A 23,887-nucleotide genomic window follows, 5' to 3' on the forward strand; every position below is an offset into this window, starting at 1 on the left:
TGCGGCTCCTCGCTCCTGCGTCTGTGGCGTCCACGGCGCCCTTCCGGGCAATCACCACCTTATCGTTCAAGTCCGGTCGATTCTATCGAGGACGCTTTAGTTGTGCACGACTTAATCGCGCGCTACTGTCATCCCTGTGCCGCACCACCGGCCAAGGCCCCGCCGGACCCCACCCGCGGCACCCGATCCGAGGAGATCGCCATGACCGACAGCACCGCACCCCGCCCCGTCCTCGAACCCGCCGCCCAGGCCTTCGCCGAGGCGACCGCGAACCCGCCGTACCTCTTCGACCTCGCCCCGGCGGAGGGCCGCAAGGCGGTCGACGAGGTCCAGTCCGGCGACATCGCGAAGCCCGCCGTCGACGAGGAGTGGATCACTGTCTCCGGCGGCCCGACGGGCAGCGTCCGGACCCGGATCGTGAAGCCCGAGGGCGCCTCCGGACCCCTGCCGGTGATCCTCTACATCCACGGCGCCGGCTGGGTCTTCGGCAACGCCCACACCCACGACCGCCTGGTGCGCGAACTCGCCGTGGGCGCGAACGCCGCCGTGGTCTTCCCGGAGTACGACCTCTCCCCCGAGGCCCGCTACCCGGTCGCCATCGAGCAGAACTACACCGTCGCCAAGTGGGTCGTGGAACAAGGCACTTCGAAGGATCTCGACCCGGCCCGCATCGCGGTGGCCGGCGACTCCGTGGGCGGCAACATGACGGCCGCGCTGACCCTGATGGCCAAGGAGCGGGGCGATGTCCCCCTCGTCCAGCAGGTGTTGTTCTACCCGGTCACCGACGCGAACTTCGACACCGCCTCCTACGACCAGTTCGCCACCGGCTACTTCCTGCGCCGCGACGGCATGCAGTGGTTCTGGGACCAGTACACGACCGAAGAGGCGGAGCGCGCCCGGATCACGGCCTCCCCGCTCCGCGCCACCACCGAGCAACTCACCGGCCTGCCCCGGCGTTGGTCATCACCGGCGAGGCCGACGTCCTCCGCGACGAGGGCGAGGCCTACGCCGACAAGCTCCGCGAGGCCGGGGTCCCCGTCACCGCCGTCCGCTTCCAGGGGATCATCCACGACTTCGTGATGCTGAACGCCCTGCGCGGGACGCACGCCGCCGAGGCCGCGATCACGATGGCGGTCACCGTCCTGCGCAAGGCACTCGCCTCCGGCTGACGTACGCGCCACCCGCCCCCTCGGTCGCACTTCCTACGGCACACTCGGCCGCATGGATACCGATGCGTTCGTGAGCACCCTGGACCGGGAGGGCGGCCTGCTGGCCTCGGCCGCCGAGGAGGCGGGCGTCGGCGCCGAGGTGCCGCCCTGTCCGGGGTGGCAGGTGCGGGATCTGCTGCGGCACACGGGGATGGTGCATCGCTGGGCGACCGCGTTCGTCGCCGAGGGTCACACCGGGTACCACCCCGACGGCGGCCTCCCCGACCTGGACGGCGCCGAGTTGGTGGCCTGGTTCCGGGAGGGGCACCGCTCCCTCGTGGACACCCTCTCCGCCGCCCCGCCCGACGTGGAGTGCTGGCAGTTCTTCGCGGCGCCGTCGCCGCTCGCGTTCTGGGCGCGGCGGCAGGCGCACGAGACGACCGTGCACCGGATGGACGCCGAGGCGGCGCGCGGCGGAATTGCCAGCACGATCGCACCGGACTTCGCGGCCGACGGCATCGACGAGTTGCTGCGCGGCTTCCACGGTCGCCGCAAGAGCCGGGTCCGCAGCGAGGAACCCCGGGTGCTGCGGGTGCGGGCGACGGACGCGGACGACGCCGTGTGGACCGTACGGCTGTCCCAGGAACCGCCCGCCGCCGAGCGGGACGGCACCGGGGGCGCCGACTGCGAACTGGCCGGTCCCGCCGGGGAGTTGTACCGGGCGCTGTGGAACCGGGGACCGTTCCCGAGCGTGACCGGTGACGTGTCGGTCGCCGCGCTGTGGCGGGAGAAGTCAGCGGTCACCTGGAGCTGACGGATCCGGAATTGACGAAACGTCAGCCGGTCAGCATCTTCGTCAACACCGCGCGCTGCAACGGGAGTACCTCACCGTGCAGCGCGCGGCCCTTGTCCGTGAGGGTCACCCGGACACCCCGCCGATCCTCCGCACACATGCCCCGCTCGACCAGACCGTCCTTCTCCAGCCGGGCGATCAGCCGGGACAGAGCGCTCTGGCTCAGATGAACCCGTTCGGAGATCTCCTGGACGCGGAACGCGCAGGCCTCGGCGGACAGGACGTCCAGAACCTCGAAGTCGCTTCCGCACAGGCCGTGTTGATGCAGAGCACGGTCGAGTTCGCACTGGGTGCGGGCATGCAGCGCCAGCATCTCCCGCCACTGGTCCACGAGCGCCTGCTCGGCCTTCTTCGCCGCCATGACAGCGCACCGTAGCAGAGAAACGAGTTTGTTGCATCGGAATTAAATGCGTTCGCATTCGATGCATGCGCATGTATTGTCTGCGGCATGACCTCTCCGCTCTCCCCTCCCGCGGCCCCGTCCTCGGCGGTCCGCTGGACCCCACGGCTGTGGGGCACCCTGCTGGTGCTCTGCGCCGCGATGTTCCTGGACGCGCTCGACGTGTCGATGGTCGGCGTCGCCCTGCCCTCCATCGGCTCCGAACTCGACCTCTCCACCTCGACGCTCCAATGGATCGTCAGCGGCTACATCCTTGGCTACGGCGGCCTGCTCCTCCTCGGCGGCCGGACCGCCGACCTGCTCGGCCGGCGCCAGGTCTTCCTGGTCGCCCTGGGTGTCTTCGCGGTCGCCTCGCTGCTCGGCGGGCTCGTCGACTCGGGCCCGCTGCTGATCGCCAGCCGCTTCATCAAGGGCCTCAGCGCGGCCTTCACCGCACCGGCCGGCCTGTCGATCATCACGACGACCTTCGCCGAGGGCCCGCTGCGCAACCGCGCCCTGTCCATCTACACCACCTGCGCCGCCACCGGTTTCTCGATGGGCCTGGTCCTCTCCGGCCTGCTCACGGAGGCCAGTTGGCGCCTCACCATGCTGCTCCCCGCGCCGATCGCGCTGCTGGCCCTGCTCGCCGGCCTGAAGCTGCTGCCGCGCAGCGAACGCGAGAAGGACCACAACGGCTACGACGTCCCGGGCGCGGTCCTCGGCACCGCGTCGATGCTGCTCCTGGTCTTCACCGTCGTACAGGCACCGGAGGTCGGCTGGGCGTCGGCCCGAACTCTCCTGTCCTTCCTGGCGGTTGCCGCCATGCTGACCGTCTTCGTGTATGTCGAGCGGCGCTCCGCGGGGCCGTTGATCCGGCTCGGGGTGCTGAGGTCCGGGAACCAGATCCGGGCACAGCTCGGTGCGATGGCGCTCTTCGGGTCGTATGTCGGGTTCCAGTTCCTGGTCACGCTGTACATGCAGCAACTGCTCGGCTGGTCGGCCCTGCACACGGCGCTCGCCTTCCTGCCAGCCGGTGCGCTGGTGGCGGCGTCCTCGACGAAGATGGGGGCGATCGTCGACCGGTTCGGTACGCAGCGGCTGATCGTGGTGGGCTTCGCGCTGATGGTCGTGGGGTACGCCCTGTTCCTGCGGGTCAGCGTCGATCCCGGGTACGCGTCGATGATCCTGCCGTCGATGCTGCTGATCGGAGCGGCCTTCGCGCTGGTCTTCCCCTCGCTGAACATCCAGGCCACGAACGGGGTCGACGACCACGAACAGGGCATGGTCTCCGGGCTGTTGAACACCTCGGTGCAGGTGGGCGGCGCGATCTTCCTGGCCGTCGTCACCGCCGTGGTCACCGCCCACGCCCCGGCACACGCCACCCCGCAGGCGGTGCTCGACAGTTACCGGCCCGGGCTGGTCGTGGTGACGTTCATCGCGCTGGCCGGGTTGTTGATCACGTTGCCGGGGTTGCGTACCCGGCGTAGCCAACAGTCCATCGTCGTCGCCAAGTCCACGGTGACGGAGGCGGAGGCGGAGGCGGAGGCGGAGCGGGTGGTGGTCAACGACTAGACAGGTCGGATTTCGGGTGCGGGGCCGTTGTGGCTGGTCGCGCAGTTCCCCGCGCCCCTTTGGGGCGCGGCTGAGTGGGCCGGAACATGATGCCTCGCCCCGGGAAAACGCCACCCACCTCTGCGCCCGGCGGAGCCGATTGCTCCGTCGGGCGTGTGCGTGTGAGACTCGCGGGATGACTATGTACGGGGGACGGCGGACGCAGGCCGAGCGGGATGCGATGACCGTGGAGATCGGGTATGCACTGGTCAGCGCGGCGTTCGTGGCGGCGGTGCTGTTCGGGGCGGTCGCCGGGCCGGCGCTGCTCTTCGAACTGCCGGGTGCTGTCGAGACGTTGCTGCTGCGCGGCGGGCTCGTGCTCGCGCCGGTCGTGTTCCTCGTGCGGGTGGCGACCGTGCTGTACCGGTACCGGCAGGGGGCGGGTCAGCCCAGCCAGCCGGGGCGTACCAACCCCGACTCGTAGGCCAGCACGACCAGTTGGGCCCTGTCCCTGGCGCCGAGCTTCACCATCGTGCGGCTGACGTGGGTCTTCGCGGTGAGGGGGCTGACGACGAGGCGGCGGGCGATCTCGTCGTTGGAGAGGCCGATGCCGACGAGGGCCATCACCTCCCGTTCCCGCTCGGTGAGTTGGGTGAGCGCGTCGGCGGTCGCGGGTTCCTTGGAGCGGGCCGCGAACTCGGCGATCAAGCGGCGGGTCACGCCCGGCGACAGCAACGCGTCACCCTCGACCACCGCCCTTACCGCGCGCAGGAGTTCGTCCGGTTCGGTGTCCTTGACCAGGAAGCCGGAGGCACCGGAGCGGATCGCCTCGAAGACGTACTCGTCGAGTTCGAAGGTCGTCAGCATGACCACCTTCACGTCCTTCAGATCACCGTCCCCGGTGATCCGGCGGGTCGCGGCCAGGCCGTCGAGCAGCGGCATGCGGATGTCCATCAGGACGACGTCGGGGCGCAGTTCGCCCACCGCGCGCACCGCTTCCTCGCCGTCGGACGCCTCGCCGGCCACCTCGATGTCGGGCTGCGCGTCCAGCAGCGCCTTGAATCCGGCCCGGACCAGGGCCTGGTCGTCGGCGAGCAGTACGCGGATCACCGGTCGTCCTCCTTCGGCGTGACCTTCAACGGCAGTACGGCGAGCACCCTGAAGCCGCCGTCCGGGCGGGCGCCCGCCTCGATCGTGCCACCGAGCGCGGCAGCCCGTTCCCGCATTCCGGCCAGCCCGTTCCCGCTGCCCCCGGCGTCCGCGCCGGTCGCGGGCCCGTCGTCGTCGACGCGCAGCCGTAGCACACCGCCTTCATGACCGATGTGCACGCGCGCGTGCCGCGAGCCGGAGTGCCGTACGACATTGGTGAGCGCCTCCTGGATGACGCGGAAGGCGGCGAGGTCGGTGTTGGGCGGGAGGCGGGGCGGTGTTCCGTCGACCGCGACGGTCAGGCCCGCGCTCGCCGCCTGCTGCACCAGTTCGGGCAGCCGGTCGAGGCCGGGGGCCGGGGCTCGCGGGGCGTCGCCCGGGGTGCGCAGGGAGTCCAGGACCTGGCGGACCTCGCCGAGCGCCTCCTTGCTGGCGGCCTTGATGGTGGTCAGCGCCGTGCGGGCCTGCTCGGGGTCGGAGTCGAGGAGGGCGAGGCCGACACCCGCCTGGACGTTGATGACGGAGATGCTGTGCGCGAGGACGTCGTGCAGTTCGCGGGCCATCCTCAGCCGCTCCTCGTCGGCGCGGCGCCGGGCCGCCTGGGCACGCTCGGCCCGCTCCCGGGCCCACTGGTCGCGGCGGGTGCGGGCCAGTTCGGAGACCGCGGCGATGGCCACCACCCAGGTGGCGACGACCACTTCACCGCCCCACGGCATCGCGTGGTCGTGCTGCGGGGGCAGCCAGCGGTACAGCCAGTGCGAGATCAGCAGATGCGCCGCCCACAACACCCCGAGCGCGCTCCAGGCGGCCCAGCGCCGCCCGGCGACGACCGCGCTGAAACACCCGAGGGCGACGGTCACGAAGACCGGGCCGTACGGATACCCGGCGCCGACGTAGAGCACGGTCGCCAACACCGTGCCGAAGGCCACCCACACGGGGTACCGGTGCCGCCACAGGAGCACCGCCGATCCGGCGATGAGCAGCACGCGCCCGAAGAGATCGAGATGAACGCGATCGGGCTGGCTGTGCGAGGCGAAGTTGCTGCCGCCCAACACGAACACGGTGACCAGCACCGTGGAGCGCCACGGCCACCGCGTCGCCGCCGCAGCCCCGCCCCACCACTGAGGCGGTCCCCCGCCGCGTACCCGCTCCTCGTCCATACCTGTCACGCTAGACGCCGACCGACACCGACGACGTCAGCCGAACGGAGCGATCACCCATACTCCCCGGGAAGTACAGCGCCCCAAAAGGGGCGCGGGGAACTGCGCGACCAGCCACGACGGACCCGCAGACAAAAGACAACGCACCCATCGGAGCACTCACACCTCCGCAAGCCCCACCCCGAGCGCAAGCCGCCGTACCGCGTACCGAAAAAACACCTCCCGCTCCTCCACCACCCGCCGGAACTGACCGAAGAGTTCAAAGCTGACCAACCCGTACAGCTCAGCCCACGCGCTCACGAGAGCCACAGCCACCCCGGCCGGAAGATCACCGGCAAAGTCCCCGACCATACGCTCCGCCTCGGGGCGGAGGTCGGCCGGCAGCGGAGGTTCGGTCAGGGTCCCAGCCTCGTGCGCATCCCGCGCGATCCCGATAAACAGCAGGGCAACCCGCGCGGCAGACGGCACGGTGGTCTCGGGAGCGACATACCCCGGAACCGGCGACCCGTAGATCAACGCGTACTCATGCGGATGCGCGAGCGCCCACTCCCGCACCGCCTCGCAGACAGCGACCCACCGCCGCGACGGACCCTCATCCACCACCCCGGAATGAGCCGCTTCCGCAGCCTCGCCGAGGGAGTCGTACGCGTCGATGATGAGAGCGGTCAGCAAGTCGTCGCGGCTGGGGAAATACCGGTACAGCGCGGAGGACACCATGCCCAGCTCACGCGCCACGGCCCGCAGCGACAGCTTCGACGCCCCCTCCGCGGCGAGCTGTCTGCGCGCCTCGTCCTTGATGGCCGCGGTGACCTCGATCCTGGCTCGGGCGCGGGCGCCTTGTGTGGTGCTCATACGGCCCAGTGTGGCACGGAATCAGAGCACCGCACACAAACAAGAGCGGCGAACAAAAAAGAGAGCACCGCTCTTGCATTGGATCGCCACACCGGTGCAGACTGTTCCCGAGACCGAGAGCAGTGCTCACAAAAGCGAGCACCGTTCTCATCACCCTGCTTCCTCCCCGCCCCTCCTCTTCACCCTGGGAGTCACCATGAGCACGCACGTCCAGAAGCCCGGCTGGTTCACCGTGAACGTCTTCAACCGCGCCGTCGCCTGGTTCACCCGCCGAGGTCTGAGCGTCTGGGGTTCACGCGTGCTGGCGGTCCGCGGCCGGAAGAGCGGCGAGTGGCGGACCACCCCGGTGAACCTGCTGACGGTGGACGGCCAGCAGTACCTCGTCGCCCCGCGCGGGCACGTCCAGTGGACGCACAACATGCGCGCGGCGGGCGGCGGCGAGCTGCGGCTCGGCAAGAAGGTGGACGCGTTCACCGCGACCGAGGTCACCGGCGACGACAAGGTGCCGCTGCTGCGCGCCTACCTCAAGCGGTGGAAGGCCGAAGTCGGGGTGTTCTTCGGAGGAGTCGGCCCGGACTCCTCCGACGACGAGCTGCGCCGGATCGCCCCCGACCACCCCGTCTTCCACGTCACGGTCAGGAGCTGACCTCGCCCTCCGCAGGCTCCTTGGGCTCCTTGGGCTCCGCGGGCTCCACGCGCTCCACCGGCTCCGCGTTCCTGCGGTCCATCGCGGTCAGCGCGCGCTGGGCCATCGGATGGCTGCGGACGAGTTCGCCGAGCGTCGTCGAGCCCCGGGTGATGTCCATGAAGGCCTTCCAGGCCGGCCGGAAGCCGGTGAGGGCGGCGTGGAAGAGACCGGGGCGCTTCTCGAAGATCGCCAGCATGCTCTTGCCGACGCTCATCTCGACGCCGAGCCCCGCCTTGATCGCGAACGCGTAGTTCAGCGCCTGGCGGCGGGTGTCCACGGCGTCGTGCGCCTCGGCGATCCGCACCGCCCACTCCCCCGCGAGCCGCCCCGACCGCAGCGCGAACGAGATGCCCTCCCGGGTCCACGGCTCCAGGAGTCCCGCCGCGTCGCCGCAGACCAGCACGCGCCCGCGCGAGAGCGGCGAGTCGTCCGCCCGGCAGCGGGTCAAGTGCCCTGAGGAGATGCTCGGTTCGAAGCCGGCGAGGCCGAGCCGGGCGATGAAGTCCTCCAAGTACCGCTTGGTGGCGGCGCCTTCACCGCGCGCGGAGATCACCCCGACCGTGAGCGTGTCGCCCTTGGGGAAGACCCAGCCGTAACTCCCGGGCATGGGGCCCCAGTCGATGAGCACCCGGCCCTTCCAGTCCTCGGCGACCGTCTCCGGCACCGGGATCTCCGCCTCCAGGCCCAGGTCCACCTGGTCGGTCTTGACCCCGACGTGCGCCCCTATGCGGCTGGCGCTGCCGTCGGCGCCGACGACGGCCCGCGCGAGCACCGTCTCGCCGCCCTGGAGGACGACCGCGACCGTACGCCGGTCCGGGACCGCGGAGCCGTGCTGCTCGACTCGTGTCACTGTGACGCCCGTACGCAGCTCGGCGCCCGCCTTCTGGGCGTGCTCGACGAGCTGCTGGTCGAACTCGGGCCGGTTGATCAGCCCGAACAGCATCTGCCGGGACCGGCGGGTGCGCGTGAACCGCCCGTTGTTCGAGAACGTTATGGCGTGCACCCGGTCCTTCAACGGCAGTTCGAAGCCGGGCGGGAGGGAGTCGCGGGAGGGTCCGATGATGCCGCCGCCGCATGTCTTGTAGCGGGGCAGCTCGGCTTTCTCCAGCAACAGCACGCGCCGTCCCGCGACCGCCGCCGCATAGGCGGCCGAAGCCCCCGCGGGTCCCGCGCCCACCACGACGACGTCCCACACCCGCTGTTCGTCGTCCGCCGAAGAGTTCTCGCTGCTCACGATGGTCTACTGCTCCCGATCAAGCCGCTGCCGCACCTGTCCCCCGCATCCTACGGCGGACATCGCCACAGACCGCTGTGGGAGGATCGACGGCATCATTCGTACAACGTCGCACCCACAAGGAGCGTGCCCATGTCGTCGCATCCGGTCGCCGAGACCGTCGCCTCGCTGATGCCCACGGCGCGGACCGAGCTCACCGAGCTCGTGGCTTTTCGATCGGTGGCTGACTTCGACCAGTTCCCGAAGAGCGAGAGCGAGGGCGCCGCGAACTGGGTCGCCGACGCGCTGCGCACCGAGGGTTTCCAGGACGTGGCCCTGCTCGACACCCCGGACGGCACCCAGTCGGTCTACGGCTTCCTGCCCGGCCCGGAGGGCGCCAAGACCGTTCTCCTGTACGCCCACTACGACGTGCAGCCGCCGCTGGACGAGGCCGGCTGGACGAGCCCGCCGTTCGAACTGACCGAGCGCGACGGCCGTTGGTACGGACGCGGTGCCGCCGACTGCAAGGGCGGCGTGATCATGCACCTGCTCGCGCTGCGCGCCCTGAAGGCCAACGGCGGCGTCCCGGTGCACGTCAAGGTGATCGCCGAGGGCTCGGAGGAACAGGGCACCGGCGGACTTGAGCGGTACGCGGAGGCCCACCCCGACCTCCTCACCGCCGACACGATCGTGATCGGCGACACAGGCAACTTCCGCGTCGGTCTGCCCACGGTCACCTCGACCCTGCGCGGCATGACCATGGTGCGCGTGCAGGTCGACACCCTCGAAGGCAACCTGCACTCGGGCCAGTTCGGCGGCGCCGCGCCCGACGCGCTGGCCGCGCTGATCCGCGTCCTGGACTCGCTGCGCGCGAAGGACGGCTCGACGACGGTCGACGGCCTCGCGGCCCACGCGAACTGGGAGGGGCTGGCCTACGACGAGGAGCAGTTCCGCGAGGACGCGAAGGTGCTGGACGGCGTCGAGCTGATCGGTTCCGACGCGGTCGCCGACCGCATCTGGGCCCGCCCGGCCGTCACGGTCCTCGGCATCGACTGCCCGCCGGTCGTCGGCGCCACCCCGTCGGTGCAGGCCGGCGCCCGCGCGCTGGTCAGCCTGCGGGTGCCGCCGGGCACGGACGCGGCCGAGGCGACCAAGCTGCTCCAGGCCCACCTGGAGGCCCACACCCCGTGGGGCGCCCGCGTCCGCACCGAACAGATCGGCCAGGGCCAGCCGTTCAGCGCCGACACGACCAGCCCGGCGTACACGGCGATGGCCGACGCGATGGCGGTCGCCTACCCCGGCGAGGAGATGCAGTACGCCGGCCAGGGCGGCTCCATCCCGCTGTGCAACACCCTCGCGGCCCTCTACCCGCAGGCGGAGATCCTCCTCATCGGCCTCAGCGAGCCGGAGGCCCAGATCCACGCGCTCAACGAGAGCGTGTCCCCTGAGGAGTTGGAGCGGCTGTCGGTGGCGGAGGCGCTGTTCCTGCAGAACTACGCGGCCAACTGAGCGCACGCCGAGGGGGGGTGGGGTACGCCATGCAGTTCGTCTTCACCGGCCGGGTGATCGAGTGGCGCGGGCCTTCGCCGTACTACTTCGTCCCCGTGCCGGACGAGGAGTCGGCGGACATCCGCGAGGTCGCCGCCCTGGCCTCGTACGGCTGGGGTGTCATCCCGGTGGAGGGCAGGATCGGTGACGTGGTCTTCACCACGTCCCTCTTCCCCAAGGACGGCGGCTATCTGCTGCCGCTCAAGAACGCCGTGCGCAAGCCGGGCGGTCTCGGCGCGGACGACGAGGTGACCGTGACGCTGACCGTCCGGCTGGGCGCCGCCTGACCGAGGATGGTGGCATGTCCCGCACCGCGCGCATCGCCGCCCACAGTGACATCGCCACCTCCCTCGCCCTCCTCTCCGACCACGAGCTCGCGGAACTGGTCGACGCGGGCGCTCCGTTGGGCACCAGTGTCGGCGGTCGCTCGGCACTGATCGAGGTGGACGGCAGAAGGGTGTTCGTGAAGCGGATGCCCCTGACGTATGTGGAGCGGCGGCCGGAGAACGTCCGGTCCACGGCCAACGTGTTCGGAGCGCCCGCCTACTGCCACTACGGCATCGGCGCGGTCCCCAGCCCCGGTTTCGGCGTCTGGCGCGAGCTGGCCGTCCACGAGATGACGACCAACTGGGTCCTCTCCGGCCGTTTTTCGGGCTTCCCGTTCCTCCACCACTGGCGCGTGCTGCCCGACCCGGAGCAGTCACTGCCCGAGGAACTCGCCGACGTGGAGCGGAACGTGGCCTACTGGGGCGGCGGGCGCAAGCACATCGAGGCGCTGCGCACGGCGTCCGCGAGTCTGACCCTGTTCATGGAACACCTGCCGCACACGCTCCACGACTGGCTCGCCGACCAGCTGCGCACCGACGACCCCGACACCGCCTGCGCCCTCGTGGAACACGGCCTCGAAGCCGTCACCGGCTTCCTCCGCGAGCACCGACTCACGCACTTCGACGTCCACTTCAGAAACATCCTGACCGACGGACACCAGCTCTACCTCGCCGACTACGGCCTCGCCCTCACCCCGCGTTTCCGACTCGCGGCGGACGAACGGGACTTCTACGACCGTCACCGGCACTACGACCGCGCGTACGCCTTCTCCTACCTGGTGCACTGGCTCGTCGTGGACCAGTACGGCTACGGCCCGGACGAGCGCCAGGACTTCATCCGCGCGTGCGCCGACGGCAAGCGGCCCGAGGGGATCCCCGATGCCGCCGCCGAGCTCATCTCCCGATACGCCCAACTCGGCGCGACGGTGGGCGAGTTCAACCGCCGTCTGTGCGACGAGAGCAGGCTGGCCCCGTACCCGTCCGCCGAGGAACTCGGCCTCGACTAAAGCAACTCCACACTCTCCGCGTAGTGACAGGCGACCGGGTTGCCGCCACCCCGGTCCACCAGCGCCGGTGCCTCCTCGACGCACAACGTCCGCTCGCTGTCGGTGAGTTGGTTCGCGAACTTGGGGCAGCGGGTGCGGAAGCGGCAGCCGCTGGGCGGGCGGACCGGGCTCGGGACGTCGCCCTGGATGGTGATGCGTTTCCGGGCGCGTTCCTTGCGCGGGTCGGGCAGCGGGATGGCGGAGACCAGGGCCTGGGTGTACGGGTGCGCCGGACGGGCGAACAGCTGCCGGGCGGGAGCGATTTCGACCAGCCGCCCGAGATACATGACGGCCACCCGCCCTGCCACGTGCCGCATCACCGACAGGTCGTGGGCCACGAAGAGGAAGGACAGACCGAGTTCGCTCTGCAAGTCCATCAGCAGGTTGAGGACACCCGCCTGGATCGACACGTCGAGCGCCGACACCGGCTCGTCGAGGATGATCACCTTGGGGTGCAGGGCCAACGCCCGGGCGATGCCTATGCGTTGGCGCTGGCCACCGGAGAACTCGTGGGCGAAGCGGTTGCCGTGCTCCGGGTTGAGCCCTACCAGGCGCAGGAGCTCGCTCACCTCGCCGCCCGCTCCGGCCCCGTACCGGCCATGGATGCGCAGCGGCTCGGCGACGATCTCATGGACGGTCATCCGCGGGTCGAGCGAGGCGTACGGGTCCTGGAAGACGATCTGCAACTCGCGTCGCAGCGGCCGCATCTGACGTCTGCTCAGCTCGGTGAGTTCGTGTTCCCCGTAGCGGACCTGGCCCGAGGTGGCCCGTTCCAGGCCGAGAACGGTGCGGGAGATCGTCGTCTTGCCCGAGCCCGACTCCCCCACCAGGCCCAGGGTCTCGTTCTCGTAGAGGTCGAAGGAGACTCCGCACACGGCGTGCACGTCGCCGACGCGGCGGCGGATGACGCCCTTGGACATGACAGGGAAGTGCTTGACCAAGTCCCTTACCTGGAGGACCGGTTGGCCGGTGCCGCCGTGGCCGGGCAGCGGCGGCAGGGGGGTGGCGGCCTGCGCGGGCGCGGTCATACGGCGTCCTCCTCGGGGTTCGTGACGGGTGCCGCTTCCGCGAAGCGGGCCAGGGCCTCGGTGTCCGCGCCGACGGCGTCGAAGACCTGGCCCGCACCGGTGTCGACGAGTTCGTCGGCGAAGTGGCAGGCGCTGAGGTGGAGGTCGCCGCCGGCCCGGCGCAGCGCGGGTTCGTCCGTGTCGCACACGTCCCGGCGCATGGGGCAGCGGGGTGAGAAGGGGCAGCCCGGTGGCAGGTTGAGCAAGCTGGGCGGTGATCCGGTGATGGGGGTGAGCCGTTCCTCCTCGCGGTCGAGGCGGGGCAGGGAGCCGAGCAGGCCCAGGGTGTAGGGCATGCGCGGGGTGTAGAAGATGTCCTCGACGGAGCCGGTCTCCACGATCCGACCCGCGTACATGACCGCGACCCGGTCGGTGTGTCCGGCCACCACCCCGAGGTCGTGGGTAATGAGGACGAGCGCGGCTCCGGTCTCGGCGCGGGCGGTCTCCAGAGCTTCGAGGATCTGGGCCTGCACGGTGACGTCGAGGGCGGTGGTCGGCTCGTCGGCGATGATCACGTCCGGGTCGTTGGCCATCGCGATGGCGATGACGACGCGCTGGCGCATACCGCCCGACATCTCGTGCGGGTAGCTGTCGACGCGCCGCTCGGGGCTGGGGATGCCGACCGTGCCGAGCAGTTCGATCGCGCGTGCGCGGGCGTCCTTGTGTTTCATCTCGGGGTTGTGGCGGAGCAGGGTCTCGGCGATCTGGTAGCCCACGTTGTAGACGGGGTTGAGGGAGGTCATCGGGTCCTGGAAGATCATCGCGATGCCGCTGCCGCGCAGGTCGGACAGGCGCGCGTCGGACAGCCCGAGCAGTTCGGTGCCCTCGAAGCGGACCGAGCCGCGCACCTTGGCGCCGGTCGGCAGCAGCCCCATCACGGCGAGGGCGGTCACCGACTTCCCGGACCCCGACTCGCCTACGATGCCCAGCGATTCGCCCCGGTCGAGCCGGTAGCCGACGCCGCGCACGGCCCGCACCGGACCGTCCTCGGTGGCGAACTCCACGCTGAGGTCCTCGACTTCGAGCACGGCGGACGTCACGGGGACCTCCCGCACTCCATGACTCGTGGTCGTCACTGTCGCACCCTTTGCTGCCGGGGGTCGAAGGCGTCGCGCAGTCCGTCGCCGATGAAGTTGATGGTCAGCGCGATGGCGATGATGAACGCGCCGGGGATGTAGAAGAGCCACGGCCGGGTGTCGACCGCCGTCTGCGCCTGGGAGACCAGCAACCCCAGGGAGGTGTCAGGGGGTTGGACACCGAAGCCGAGGAAGGAGAGCGCGGTCTCGGTGAGGATGCCGGTCGCCACCAGGATCGTCGCGTTGACGATGATCGGGCCCAGCGCGTTCGGCAGCAGATGCCGGAAGATGATCCGGGTGTCCGAGGCCCCGAGCGCCCGTGCCGCCTCGATGAACTCCTTCTCGCGCAGCGACAGCACCGAGGAGCGCACCACCCGGGCCACGTACGCCCAGGTCAGGCCCGCGATCACGATGGCGATCCAGTACCAGGAGCCGCCGGTGCGGGAGGAGATGACCAGCGCGATCGCGAACAGCGGCAGCGTCAGCACCAGGTCGGCGATGCGCATCATGACCGCGTCGACGATGCCCTTGTAGAAGCCGGCGACGGCTCCCCAGACCGCGCCGAGCAGCGTGGAGCCGAGCGCGATCATGATGGCGATCTTCAGCGAGGTCTGGGTGCCGCGCATGACTTGTGCGTAGCCGTCGTAGCCCGAGGAGTCGGTGCCGAACGGGTGCTTGAGGGAAGGGGGTTTGGAGTTGTCCTCGGTGTACTTCTGGTACGAGTAGTGCCACAGATGCGGGCCGATGAACGCCCACAGGATGATCAGCACGAACACGACCAGGCTGACCATCGCGGCCCGGTGGCGCACGAAGCGGCGCAGCACCAGCTGGGTCTGGGTGCGCTGTCGTACGGTGAACTCATGGTCCCCGCGCGGTAGTTGCGTGCCCGCGGACCCCGGTGCCTCGATGTCAGTCATAGCGGATCCTCGGGTCGAGTACGGCGTAGAGCAGATCGGCGATGAGGTTGAACCCGATGACGACGACGGCGGAGAGCAGCAGCCAGGCCATGGTGCGGTAGACGTCGAGCGTGGTCGCCGCCTGGACCAGCATCTCGCCCATGCCGTGCCACTGGAAGATCGTCTCCGTGATCACCGCGCCGCCCAGGATGATCGCGATGTCGAGCGCGGTCACGGTGGCGAGCGGGATGAGGGCGGTGCGCAGCGCGTGCCGGGTCATCACCCTGCCGCGCCTGAGGCCCTTGGCGCGGGCGAGCCGTACGTAGTCGCTGTTGAGGACCTCCAGCATGGAGGCGCGGGTGTAGCGGGTCCAGGACGCGAAGGAGACCAGGGCGAGGGTGATGGTGGGCAGGATGAGGTGGCCGACGTGATCGGTGAACTGGTTCCAGGTGGTGTCGACTTCGAGGTACGGCGACTTCTCGCCGATGGTGCCGAGGAACTGGCTGCCGGTCTTCTGGTTGAACCAGATCCCGGCCTGCTTGAGCAGCACCGCGAACCAGAACACGGGCATGGCGAGGAACAGGAAGCCGAAGAAGGTGATCGCGTAGTCGGCGGCGGAGTACTGGCGGATCGCGCTGAACACCCCGAAGACCACGGCCATGATCAGCGCGAGGATCATCGCCGCGGCGACCAGGGTGATGGTCACCTTGAAGCGGGTGAACAGGTCGTGGCCGATGTTCAGGTTGGCCTGCACGGAGGGACCGAAGTCGCCGTGCAGGACGCCGGTGATCCAGTTCCAATAGCGTTCCATGACCGGCTGGTTGGCGTGGATGTGCCGGGCGAAGGCCGCCACCGCGGCTTTGCTGGGGGCGGGTTGGCGTGAGGTGGCGAAATTCGCCACCGGGTCACCGGAGTTGACGACGACGAGGAACACGACGAACGTCGAGACGATGAGGACGGGGATGGAGACGAGGATGCGACGCACGGTGTAGGCGAGCATGCGGTCTTCTCTCGGAGGCCGGCGGGTCGTGGAAGCCGTCCGGGCCGGGCCCGGCCCCCGGTGTCTGCGGGGCCGGGCTCGACGGGTGTGCCGGTGGAGCTGTCAGCCGTGGGACTACTTCTTCAGGCCCCACGTGCCGGTGTTGTAGGCCGGGCCCACGTTCGACGAGTTGTTCCGCATGTTGACGAACCGCGACTGCACGGCGAGGAACGTCGGCTTCTGGTAGAGCGGCAGGACGTAGGCGTCGTTCACCATGATCTGGTCGGCCTGGTTGAGGAGCGCCGCGGCCTTCGTCGCGTCGGTCTCACCGATGGCCTGGGAGATCAGGGAGTCGACCGTCTTGTTGCTGTAGCCGCCGTAGTTGCCGCCACCGCCGGTGAACCAGTTCTGCTGGGCGCCGCTGCTCGGGAACGGCGGTGCGACCCAGGCGAAGACGATGATGTCGTACTGGTGCCCGGCGAGGACCGTGCCGAGGTCGGCGGCGCCGATCGGCTTGATGGTGATCTTGATGCCGAGGCTGGCCAGGTTGCTCTGCAGGATCTGGCACTCGCTCTGCCGGATCTGATTGCCGGTGGTGTAACGGCAGTTGAAGGGTCCGACGGCCTTGCCGTCCGGTGTCTTCAACGCGGTACCCACACCGGTGAACTTGGCGTCCGTGAGGTACTTCTTCGCCTTGGTCAGGTCACCCGATCCCTGGCCGGTACCGGAGACCACGTCCTTGTAACCGGCCTGCCCGGGAACGAAGTTGTGGTTGCCGAGCGGCTTCACGGCCGGGTCGAACTGGCCGACCGTCTTGGCGATGATGTCCTTGGTGTTGATCGCCGTGAACATCGCCTGCCGCAGCGCCAGATACTTGCCGATCACCGGGTCGTGCAGGTTGAGGTCGAAGTGCTCCCAGGTCAGCCCGTTGCCGATGGTGTACGTGATGCCGGGGATGTCCTTGACCTGGTTGACCAGGTCCACCTCGGGCTGCGGGTAGATCGCCTGAACCTCGTTGTTCTTCAAGGCTGTTGGCTCTTGGGTGGCGTCCGAGATCACCTTGAAGATCAGCCGCTGGAGGGTGGCTTTCTTCGCGCCGGTCCACTTGGGGTCGGGCACGTAGGTGGCGTGGTCGTTGTCGACCCACTGCTGCATCTTGTAGGCACCCGCGGTGGGGTACTTGGTGGGCGGCGTCTTCAGGAAGTACTGCCAGGCCTTGGCCATCTGCGTGGCCGTCATGGCGGCGGCGTCACCGACCTTGGCGCCGGAGAGCTTCTCGGCGGTGTGCGCCGGGTAGAGCGGATAGCCGGCGCCGAACAGGGACTTCCAGTCCGAGTACGGCTTCGACATGACCATGGTGAAGGTCTTGCCGTTGTCGGAGGGCGTGAGGGACTTGATGCGGTCGTAGCCCGCGGTGCTCTGCGGCAGACAGCCGTGGGTCTGCGTGGAGTCGCTGGCGGGCGGCGGCGGGCAGTCCTTGCCGTTGTTGGTGCGCCAGTAATACGTGAAGTCGTCGGCGGTGATGGGCGTGCCGTCGTTCCACGCCGCCTTCGGGTTGATCTTGTAGACGATGGTCTGCGGGCTGGTGCTGGTCTGGGTCGCCGACGTCACCAGGTCGGTGTTGAGCGCGACGGTGAAGTCGGGCTGGGGTATGAACACCTGCGGCAGGACGACCTCCAGGGCCTCCCCGTTCTCGAAGGTGTTGCCGTTGACGTCCTGGACGTTCCACTGCTGGATGTTCTTCTCCAGCACATAGGTGAACGTTCCGCCGGACTTGGTGGCGGCCGAGTTGCAGGTGTTGGCCTTGCCCACGGTGTTGCAGGACGTGAGCCCGGCCGAGCTGCCCTTGCTGGAGCCGCCGCCCCCGCCACTGCTGCTGCAGGCGGTGAGCACCAGGGTGAGCCCGGCGGCGAGGGTGAGGGCCCGGGTGAGGGCCGAGGATGGCGCGCGCATGTTCCTCTCCTTCGACCGGCGATATGTCCGGTCCCGTAGAGGCGGCCGGCGGCCGCGAGAGAACTGAGCTGCGCAAAGACGTTAGAGCTCCGATGTACCTTCTTCACGTTCTTGTTCATACCGGGAAGGCGACAATTCACCCTCGCTTTGTTATCGGAATGACCCACACCCCGCAAAATCGCCAGGTGGTGTCCCCGAAAAAGCAAAATCACGTCCAACATCGTTGATCAGACCGCAAATTGACGTGTCGTCAGCCGAGCGGTACGCCCGCCTCCAGATAGAGCGCGGCCCCGCGTTCCCGGGCCCTCAGCGCCCATCGCAGCCGCTCGTAGCGGACCGGCGGCAGCAGATCGGCGGCCTCCTCCTCGCTGGCGAAGCACCAGCCGCGCAACTCCGGCCCGGGCAGCAGCAGTTGATCGGCCACCGCGGCGTCCAGCCGGCCCCCGTCGAAGAGGAGGCGCAGCCCGCCGTAGCCGGGTGGTACGGGCGGTTCCCAGTCGACGACGAGCAGCCGGGGGACCTCGTCGAGGACGATGCCGGTCTCCTCGGTGACCTCGCGCATGCCGGCCCGGGCGGGTGCCTCGCCGGATTCGACGACACCGCCGGGGAACTCCCAGCCGGCCTTGTAGGTGGGGTCGACGAGCAGCACCCGGTCCTGTTCGTCGAAGAGGAGCACTCCGGCCGCGAGGGTCTCGGAGGTGGGCTCCGGGGTCTGCACGATGTCGCACACCGGCACGGCGCCGCTGCCGACGGCCCCGGCGATCCGGGCGGCCGTCTCGTACGGGGTGAGCGCGCTGGTGTCTACGAGATGGGCGTCGGCGGTGAGCCAGGAGCCGAGGGCGGCGCGGTACGACTCGATGTGGTCGTACGCCCACTGCCGTGTCCTGATCTCGCCGTCGGGGAGGTCCGGTGGGACCTCCCGGCCGGCTATTCGCTCGCGCAGGATCGTTTCCGCCGGAGCCAGCAGGACATGGCGGACCGTGACCCGGCGGGCCGCGAGACCGCCGAAGATCTCGTCCCGGTACTCCTGGCGCAGCAGGGTCATCGGGACGACGAGGGTCCCGCCCAACTCGGCGAGCATCGCCGCCGCCGTGTCGATCACGAGCCGCCGCCACATCGGCAGGTCCTGGAAGTCGCCGACCTCTGCGAGGTGTTTGGGCGGGAGCAGATTCGGAAGCGCTCCGCCGATGACCTCGGGGTCGAAGAGCGTGCTGTTCGGGATCAGTTCGATCAGTTCCCGTGCGGTGGTGGTCTTGCCTGCACCGAACGCGCCGTTGATCCAGACGATCACGGACAGTTCCCCCTCTTCTATTGGCCCCCTGAGGCTTGCCCGTTCCACCCTGCCACGGAAACCAGCCGCAGTTGAGAGCCCACATACGACGGCGCCGGTGCCCCCTCCGACGAGGCACCGGCGCCGTACGCTTTCGACCGGTATCAGGTGTTCTCCCCCAGGGCGCCCTCGTCGGTGGCGAAGCTGCCGTCACTGACGAGGTGATCCACGGAACCCACGGTGTCCTTGACGTTCAGATCGCCGAGCACGTCGTGGTCGTGGGAGTGCGACGGGGAGATCGCGGCGACGACGAACCCGGTGGCGAGGGAGGCGATGGCCAGCATGCTGCGCTTCTTCATGCCCCGTTCAACTGACGAAGTGCGCCGGGGTCACGCCCGGACGGCCCGCCGGATGGAACCGGCCCCGCCGCGCGCCCGCCGCACCAGGTCCACGGCCGCCTCGGGCCACTGCGGATGGTCGAAGGTGAACCCCTCCGCCAGCAGCCGTCCCGGGACGACCCGGCGGCTCTTCATGAGGAGTTCGGTGTCCGAGCGCAGCGCGAGGGCACCCAGTTCCGCCATCCACTTCGTGGCGGGCAGCCCGACGGGGACGCCCCGGGCGGCGCGCAGGACGCGCATGAAGGCGCGCTGCGGGAGCGGACCGGGGGCGGCGAGGTTCACCGGCCCGGCGACGTCCTCCCGGTCGATCAGGAACTCGACCGCGCGGACGAAGTCCTGGTCGTGGATCCAGGAGACGTACTGGGCGCCGCCCGCGACCGGCCCGCCGAGCCCGAGCCGGACCAGCCCCGACAGGACGTCGAAGACACCGCCCCGGTCGGGGCTCATCACCATGGCGGCGCGCAGGGCGACCTTGCGGGTGCCCGGGGTGTCGGCGCGCTCCTGCTCGCGTTCCCAGTTCCGAGCGATCTCCACGCTGTACGACCAGTAGTCGGGTACGTCGGGTTCGGCGCCGCCGATCACGCCGGTGGCCTCGTCGTTGGGGGCGTCGTAGCGGTGGGCGTAGACGGTGGCGGTGCTCATCTGCAGCCAGACGCGCGGCGGGTGAACGGCAGCCGCGATGGCTTCGCCGACGACCCGGGTGGACTGCACGCGTGAGTCCATCATGGCCTTGAGGTTGGCGGGGGTGTAGCGGCAACTGACGCTGCGGCCCGCCAGGTTGATCACGATGTCGCTGCCGTCGACCTCCCGGGCCCAGGTGCCCGGGTTCTCCCCGTCCCACCACACCTCGCGGTCGCGCGACGGCCGCCGGGTCAGGACGACGACCTCGTTGCCCGCCTCGGTCAGGGCGCGATCGAGGATCCCGCCCACCTGTCCCGTGCCACCGGGAATGACGATCTTCACCGGGCTCCCCCTTCCGATCGGACTGCTCGGGAGCGAGCCTAGCGCAGAAAGTTGAACGTGTTCAAAACTTGCGCGATGGAAAGTCGAACAATAAATACGCAACTCTTCCAACAGAGTTCGACACGTCCTACCGTAATCGCGCACATGACATGCACAGGAAGTCATCCCATCTTTCGCGAGTCCGGAGGAACGTAACGATGCGTCACCCTCACACCCGCACGACCCGCCGAAGAGTGGTCGGAGCGCTCGCCGCAGGGCTGTTGTGCACGGCGGGCCTCGCCGCGCCCGCCGTCGCCGCCCCCGCACAGGACCCCGCCTCCCCCGCCCTGGCCGACGGCCAGGCGCTCACCCCGCCCATGGGTTTCAACAACTGGAACTCCACCAACTGCCGTGCCGAGTTCAACGAGTCGATGGTCGAGGGCATCGCGGACATCTTCGTCAACAAGGGCCTCAAAGCCGCCGGTTACCAGTACGTCAACCTCGACGACTGCTGGGCCCTGCCGAACCGCGACGCCGACGGCAAGCTCGTCCCCGACCCGGTCCGCTTCCCGCACGGCATCAAGGCCGTCGCGGACTATGTGCACTCCAAGGGGCTCAAGCTCGGCATCTACACCAGCGCCGGCACGAAGACGTGCAACGACGCCGGATTCCCGGGCGGCCTCGGCCACGAGTACAGCGACGCGCAGCAGTTCGCCGACTGGGGCGTGGACTATCTCAAGTACGACAACTGCAACAACCAAGGCGTGGACGCCAAGTCGCGCTACACCACGATGCGCGACGCCCTGAAGGCGACCGGCCGCCCGATCGTCTTCAGTATCTGCGAGTGGGGTGAGAACAAGCCCTGGGAGTGGGCCGCGGACATCGGACATCTGTGGCGCACGACCGGTGACATCAGCGACAACTGGGGCTCGATGCTCTCGATCCTCAAGCAGAACCTGCCGCTTGCTCCCTACGCGGGCCCCGGGCACTGGAACGACCCCGACATGCTGGAGGTCGGCAACGGCGGCATGACGGACACCGAGTACCGCTCGCACTTCTCCATGTGGTCGATCATGGCCGCGCCCCTTCTCATCGGCTCGGACCTGCGCACGGCGACCCCCGCGACCTTCGACATCCTCGACAACAAGGAGGTCATCGCGGTCGACCAGGACCCGCTGGGCAAGCAGGGCAACGTTGTCACGTCCGAGGGCGGACGCTGGGTCGTCGCCAAGGAGATGAAGGACGGCAGCCGCAGCGTCGCCCTCTTCAACGAGACCGGCAGCGCCCAGCGCATCGCCACGACCGCGGCAGCCGTAGGCCTCCCGAACGCCCACGCGTACACCCTGCGCGACCTGTGGCAGCACAAGAGCTACAACACCGCGGGCGCGATCTCCGCGACCGTCCCGGCCCACGGCACGGTCCTCGTCCGGGTCTCCGCCGACCGGCGCGCGATCAAGAACCCGCCCGCCGTCGAACTCGGCCTGAACAGCGCCCCGTTGGTCCAGGCGGCCACCCCCACCCCGCTCACGACGACGGTCACCGACCTGGGCCGTACGACCGCCGAGCACGTCTCGGTGAGCCTGACCGGGCCGGCCGGCTGGAAGGTGCGGGCCAAGTCGTCGACGACCGCGAAGGCCGTACGGACAGGCAAGGCGCTGCGCACGAAGTGGACGGTCACCGCTCCGGCGGGGACGCCGACGGGGTCGTACGACCTGACGCTGAAGGCGAGTTACCGCTCGCCGAGCGGCACACGCGTCACCGGCACTCTCCCGTTCACCGCGTCGGTGGTGGTCGCTCCCCCTGCGGGCACCTCGTACCTCGGTGATCTTCCGTGGATGTCAACGGCCAATGGATGGGGGCCCGTTGAGCGCAACACCAGCAACGGGGAGAGCGCGGCGGGGGACGGTCATCCGATCACTCTCGGCGGAGTCGTGTACGCCAAGGGACTCGGTGTGCACGCCGAGAGCGACGTCGAGTACTACACCGGGAAGGCGTGCGAGAAGGTCACCGCGGACGTCGGTGTGGACGACGAGAAGGGTGCCAACGGGACCGTCGCCTTCGAGATCTGGGCGGACGGTACGAAGGTCGCCTCGACCGGCGTCCTCACCAACGCGATGCCCGCCCAGCCGGTCACGGCGGACGTGACCGGCGCCCAGGTGGTCCGACTCGTCGTCACCGACGGCGGCGACGGGATCGACTCGGACCACGCGGACTGGGCGGACGCTCAACTCACGTGCTGAACACGGCACATCGCACATCGAGGGGCGATGGCCGCTGAACGAACGTTTCGGCCGGTCTGTTCCTCACACCCCGGCCGCTGTCGTGCTCGCCTGCCCGGCGAGTGCGGCCGCGGCCGCTCCCACCAGCCCGGCGTCCGTGCCCATTTGGGCCGGTGTCACCGTCAGCCGCTGCACGAAGGACAGCGTCGCGTAGTCGCTCAGCGCCTTGCGCAGCGGTGTGAAGAGCACGTCGCCCGCCTTGCCGACTCCTCCGCCGATCACGGCGATGTCGATCTCGACGAGGGTCGCGGTGGCCGCGATCCCGGCGGCGAGGGCCTGCGCGGCCCGCTCGAAGGAGGCCACGGCGATCGGGTCACCGGCACGCGCGGCGGCGGCGACAGCAGCGGCCGAGGCATCGCCGTCGGGGCCCGGCCGCCAGCCGCCCTCGACCGCCCGCCGGGCGATGTTGGGACCGCTGGCGATCCGCTCGACGCAGCCGCGCGAACCGCACGGGCAGACGTCGCCGTCCAGGTCCACGCTGATGTGGCCGATGTGGCCCGCGTTGCCGGTCGGCCCGGGATGCAGCTGCCCGTTGAGGACGAGGCCGCCGCCGACTCCCGTGGAGACGACCATGCACAGCGCGTTGGCGTGCCCGCGCGCGGCGCCCTGCCAGTGCTCGGCCGCCGTGATCGCCACGCCGTCGCCGATCAGCGCGACGGGCAGGTCACCGGTCGCCGCACGCACCCGCGCGACGAGCGGATAGTCGCGCCAGCCGGGCACGTTGACCGGGCTCACGGTACCGGCGGAGGCGTCCACGGGACCCGCGCTGCCGATGCCGAGGGCGCTCGCGCGCGACCACGAAGGTGATGCGGTGAGTTCGGCGAGCACCTCCTCCACGGCTCGCATCACGGTGTCGCCGTCGTCCTGCGAGGGCGTCGGGCGCTGTGCTCGCACCAGGATCTTGCCGTGGCCGTCCACCAGCGCCCCGGCGATCTTGGTGCCGCCGATGTCGAGCGCGGCCACGAGGTCGGTGTGCATCAGTGTCAGATCTCCCCGTCAAACATGAGAACCACCAGAAGGTGAGTTGGGCCGGTCTCGCGGTGGGGGCGCAGGCCGTTGATATCGGTGGACAGTCTCTCTCGCATATGACAACGTTGTCCAGGCTCTATGCTCG

At 69.6% G+C, this 23,887-nt stretch carries 22 protein-coding genes and 1 pseudogene; 9 read left to right on the plus strand and 14 right to left on the minus strand.

Going from position 1 to position 23,887, the window contains the following annotated elements; translation table 11 throughout:
- Positions 1-201: 201 nt before the first annotated feature.
- Positions 202-1,019, plus strand: a pseudogene (locus R2B38_RS02320) (alpha/beta hydrolase); the annotation flags it as partial.
- A gap of 202 nt (positions 1,020-1,221) precedes the next feature.
- A complete protein-coding gene (locus tag R2B38_RS02325) occupies positions 1,222-1,962 on the plus strand; it encodes a maleylpyruvate isomerase family mycothiol-dependent enzyme (protein ID WP_318014705.1) in 741 nt (246 codons plus the stop codon).
- Positions 1,963-1,984: 22 nt separating this feature from the next.
- Here R2B38_RS02325 and R2B38_RS02330 read toward each other — a convergent pair whose 3' ends face one another.
- A complete protein-coding gene (locus tag R2B38_RS02330; protein ID WP_033278418.1) occupies positions 1,985-2,362 on the minus strand; it encodes a MarR family winged helix-turn-helix transcriptional regulator in 378 nt (125 codons plus the stop codon).
- 87 nt (positions 2,363-2,449) lie between these two features.
- Between R2B38_RS02330 and R2B38_RS02335 the strand changes: the two genes are divergently transcribed.
- Positions 2,450-3,952: an MFS transporter gene (locus tag R2B38_RS02335; RefSeq protein WP_318014706.1), complete on the plus strand. Its 1,503-nt coding sequence runs from the start codon at positions 2,450-2,452 to the stop codon at positions 3,950-3,952.
- A 175-nt stretch (positions 3,953-4,127) separates the two neighbouring features.
- A complete protein-coding gene (locus tag R2B38_RS02340) occupies positions 4,128-4,415 on the plus strand; it encodes a DUF6332 family protein (RefSeq protein WP_318014707.1) in 288 nt (95 codons plus the stop codon).
- Here the strand turns inward: R2B38_RS02340 and R2B38_RS02345 are convergent.
- The 3 genes from R2B38_RS02345 to R2B38_RS02355 all read right to left on the minus strand — a co-directional run bounded on the left by R2B38_RS02345 (position 4,376) and on the right by R2B38_RS02355 (position 7,092).
- Positions 4,376-5,041: a response regulator transcription factor gene (locus tag R2B38_RS02345; protein WP_033278415.1), complete on the minus strand. Its 666-nt coding sequence runs from the start codon at positions 5,039-5,041 to the stop codon at positions 4,376-4,378. The genes R2B38_RS02340 and R2B38_RS02345 overlap by 40 nt on opposite strands.
- Positions 5,038-6,240, minus strand: coding sequence for a sensor histidine kinase (locus R2B38_RS02350; RefSeq protein ID WP_318014708.1), 1,203 nt, complete (start codon positions 6,238-6,240; stop codon positions 5,038-5,040). Before R2B38_RS02350 ends, R2B38_RS02345 begins: the two co-directional genes overlap by 4 nt.
- Positions 6,241-6,399: 159 nt before the next feature.
- On the minus strand, positions 6,400-7,092 hold the full coding sequence (locus R2B38_RS02355; RefSeq protein WP_318014709.1) for a TetR/AcrR family transcriptional regulator: 693 nt from the start codon (positions 7,090-7,092) through the stop codon (positions 6,400-6,402).
- A gap of 196 nt (positions 7,093-7,288) precedes the next feature.
- Between R2B38_RS02355 and R2B38_RS02360 the strand changes: the two genes are divergently transcribed.
- Positions 7,289-7,738 carry a nitroreductase family deazaflavin-dependent oxidoreductase gene (locus tag R2B38_RS02360; protein ID WP_019065153.1) on the plus strand — a complete coding sequence of 150 codons (450 nt, stop codon included), beginning with the start codon at positions 7,289-7,291 and terminating at the stop codon, positions 7,736-7,738.
- Here R2B38_RS02360 and R2B38_RS02365 read toward each other — a convergent pair.
- Positions 7,728-9,014, minus strand: a complete 1,287-nt coding sequence (locus R2B38_RS02365; protein ID WP_318014710.1) for a geranylgeranyl reductase family protein — start codon at positions 9,012-9,014, stop codon at positions 7,728-7,730. The two genes, R2B38_RS02360 and R2B38_RS02365, sit on opposite strands and share 11 nt — an antisense overlap.
- A 132-nt stretch (positions 9,015-9,146) precedes the next feature.
- On the opposite strand from R2B38_RS02365, the gene R2B38_RS02370 reads away from it, so the two are divergent.
- From R2B38_RS02370 to R2B38_RS02380, 3 genes are read left to right on the plus strand one after another with little or no spacing between them, the layout of a single operon-like run.
- Positions 9,147-10,502: a dipeptidase gene (locus tag R2B38_RS02370; RefSeq protein ID WP_318014711.1), complete on the plus strand. Its 1,356-nt coding sequence runs from the start codon at positions 9,147-9,149 to the stop codon at positions 10,500-10,502.
- A 29-nt stretch (positions 10,503-10,531) separates the two neighbouring features.
- Complete coding sequence (locus R2B38_RS02375; RefSeq protein WP_318014712.1) at positions 10,532-10,828, plus strand: DUF1905 domain-containing protein; 297 nt, start codon at positions 10,532-10,534, stop codon at positions 10,826-10,828.
- 14 nt (positions 10,829-10,842) lie between these two features.
- Positions 10,843-11,874 (plus strand): protein kinase family protein, encoded by a 1,032-nt coding sequence (locus R2B38_RS02380; RefSeq protein ID WP_318014713.1) that lies wholly within the window; start codon positions 10,843-10,845, stop codon positions 11,872-11,874.
- Here R2B38_RS02380 and R2B38_RS02385 read toward each other — a convergent pair.
- From R2B38_RS02385 to R2B38_RS02420, 8 genes are all read right to left on the minus strand, one after another.
- Positions 11,871-12,941 (minus strand): oligopeptide/dipeptide ABC transporter ATP-binding protein, encoded by a 1,071-nt coding sequence (locus tag R2B38_RS02385; RefSeq protein ID WP_318014714.1) that lies wholly within the window; start codon positions 12,939-12,941, stop codon positions 11,871-11,873. The two genes, R2B38_RS02380 and R2B38_RS02385, sit on opposite strands and share 4 nt — an antisense overlap.
- Entirely contained in the window at positions 12,938-14,035 is a 1,098-nt protein-coding gene (locus R2B38_RS02390; RefSeq protein WP_411978551.1) for an ABC transporter ATP-binding protein, read from the minus strand. Before R2B38_RS02390 ends, R2B38_RS02385 begins: the two co-directional genes overlap by 4 nt.
- Positions 14,036-14,052: 17 nt before the next feature.
- Positions 14,053-14,973 carry an ABC transporter permease gene (locus tag R2B38_RS02395; protein ID WP_033278406.1) on the minus strand — a complete coding sequence of 307 codons (921 nt, stop codon included), beginning with the start codon at positions 14,971-14,973 and terminating at the stop codon, positions 14,053-14,055.
- The gene (locus tag R2B38_RS02400; protein ID WP_318014716.1) at positions 14,966-15,952 is read right to left on the minus strand and encodes an ABC transporter permease; all 987 of its coding nucleotides are present in this window, start codon (positions 15,950-15,952) and stop codon (positions 14,966-14,968) included. Before R2B38_RS02400 ends, R2B38_RS02395 begins: the two co-directional genes overlap by 8 nt.
- A 114-nt stretch (positions 15,953-16,066) precedes the next feature.
- A complete protein-coding gene (locus R2B38_RS02405) occupies positions 16,067-17,884 on the minus strand; it encodes an ABC transporter family substrate-binding protein (protein WP_318014717.1) in 1,818 nt (605 codons plus the stop codon).
- 250 nt (positions 17,885-18,134) lie between these two features.
- Positions 18,135-19,175 (minus strand): NUDIX hydrolase, encoded by a 1,041-nt coding sequence (locus R2B38_RS02410; protein WP_033278403.1) that lies wholly within the window; start codon positions 19,173-19,175, stop codon positions 18,135-18,137.
- A 143-nt stretch (positions 19,176-19,318) separates the two neighbouring features.
- Positions 19,319-19,513, minus strand: a complete 195-nt coding sequence (locus R2B38_RS02415) for a hypothetical protein (RefSeq protein WP_078652246.1) — start codon at positions 19,511-19,513, stop codon at positions 19,319-19,321.
- Between the two features lie 30 nt (positions 19,514-19,543).
- Entirely contained in the window at positions 19,544-20,515 is a 972-nt protein-coding gene (locus R2B38_RS02420; protein ID WP_318014718.1) for a TIGR01777 family oxidoreductase, read from the minus strand.
- 197 nt (positions 20,516-20,712) lie between these two features.
- Here R2B38_RS02420 and R2B38_RS02425 point away from each other — a divergent pair, with 197 nt between their 5' ends.
- Positions 20,713-22,734 carry an NPCBM/NEW2 domain-containing protein gene (locus tag R2B38_RS02425; RefSeq protein WP_318014719.1) on the plus strand — a complete coding sequence of 674 codons (2,022 nt, stop codon included), beginning with the start codon at positions 20,713-20,715 and terminating at the stop codon, positions 22,732-22,734.
- 63 nt (positions 22,735-22,797) lie between these two features.
- On the opposite strand, the gene R2B38_RS02430 is transcribed toward R2B38_RS02425, so the two are convergent.
- Complete coding sequence (locus R2B38_RS02430) at positions 22,798-23,751, minus strand: ROK family protein (protein WP_318014720.1); 954 nt, start codon at positions 23,749-23,751, stop codon at positions 22,798-22,800.
- Positions 23,752-23,887: the final 136 nt, after the last annotated feature.

The organism is Streptomyces sp. N50 (assembly GCF_033335955.1).
Classification (GTDB): Bacteria; Actinomycetota; Actinomycetes; order Streptomycetales; family Streptomycetaceae; genus Streptomyces.

Bases quoted from the DNA above. Each gene is read 5' to 3' on its own strand.
- R2B38_RS02330 (WP_033278418.1), bottom strand. From the start codon at position 2,362: ATGGCGGCGAAGAAGGCCGAGCAGGCGCTCGTGGACCAGTGGCGGGAG.
- R2B38_RS02415 (WP_078652246.1), bottom strand. From the start codon at position 19,513: ATGAAGAAGCGCAGCATGCTGGCCATCGCCTCCCTCGCCACCGGGTTC.
- R2B38_RS02355 (WP_318014709.1), bottom strand. From the start codon at position 7,092: ATGAGCACCACACAAGGCGCCCGCGCCCGAGCCAGGATCGAGGTCACC.
- R2B38_RS02405 (WP_318014717.1), bottom strand. From the start codon at position 17,884: ATGCGCGCGCCATCCTCGGCCCTCACCCGGGCCCTCACCCTCGCCGCC.
- R2B38_RS02350 (WP_318014708.1), bottom strand. From the start codon at position 6,240: ATGGACGAGGAGCGGGTACGCGGCGGGGGACCGCCTCAGTGGTGGGGC.
- R2B38_RS02400 (WP_318014716.1), bottom strand. From the start codon at position 15,952: ATGCTCGCCTACACCGTGCGTCGCATCCTCGTCTCCATCCCCGTCCTC.
- R2B38_RS02375 (WP_318014712.1), top strand. From the start codon at position 10,532: ATGCAGTTCGTCTTCACCGGCCGGGTGATCGAGTGGCGCGGGCCTTCG.
- R2B38_RS02430 (WP_318014720.1), bottom strand. From the start codon at position 23,751: ATGCACACCGACCTCGTGGCCGCGCTCGACATCGGCGGCACCAAGATC.
- R2B38_RS02370 (WP_318014711.1), top strand. From the start codon at position 9,147: ATGTCGTCGCATCCGGTCGCCGAGACCGTCGCCTCGCTGATGCCCACG.
- R2B38_RS02395 (WP_033278406.1), bottom strand. From the start codon at position 14,973: ATGACTGACATCGAGGCACCGGGGTCCGCGGGCACGCAACTACCGCGC.
- R2B38_RS02335 (WP_318014706.1), top strand. From the start codon at position 2,450: ATGACCTCTCCGCTCTCCCCTCCCGCGGCCCCGTCCTCGGCGGTCCGC.
- R2B38_RS02340 (WP_318014707.1), top strand. From the start codon at position 4,128: ATGACTATGTACGGGGGACGGCGGACGCAGGCCGAGCGGGATGCGATG.
- R2B38_RS02380 (WP_318014713.1), top strand. From the start codon at position 10,843: ATGTCCCGCACCGCGCGCATCGCCGCCCACAGTGACATCGCCACCTCC.
- R2B38_RS02325 (WP_318014705.1), top strand. From the start codon at position 1,222: ATGGATACCGATGCGTTCGTGAGCACCCTGGACCGGGAGGGCGGCCTG.
- R2B38_RS02360 (WP_019065153.1), top strand. From the start codon at position 7,289: ATGAGCACGCACGTCCAGAAGCCCGGCTGGTTCACCGTGAACGTCTTC.
- R2B38_RS02385 (WP_318014714.1), bottom strand. From the start codon at position 12,941: ATGACCGCGCCCGCGCAGGCCGCCACCCCCCTGCCGCCGCTGCCCGGC.
- R2B38_RS02425 (WP_318014719.1), top strand. From the start codon at position 20,713: ATGCGTCACCCTCACACCCGCACGACCCGCCGAAGAGTGGTCGGAGCG.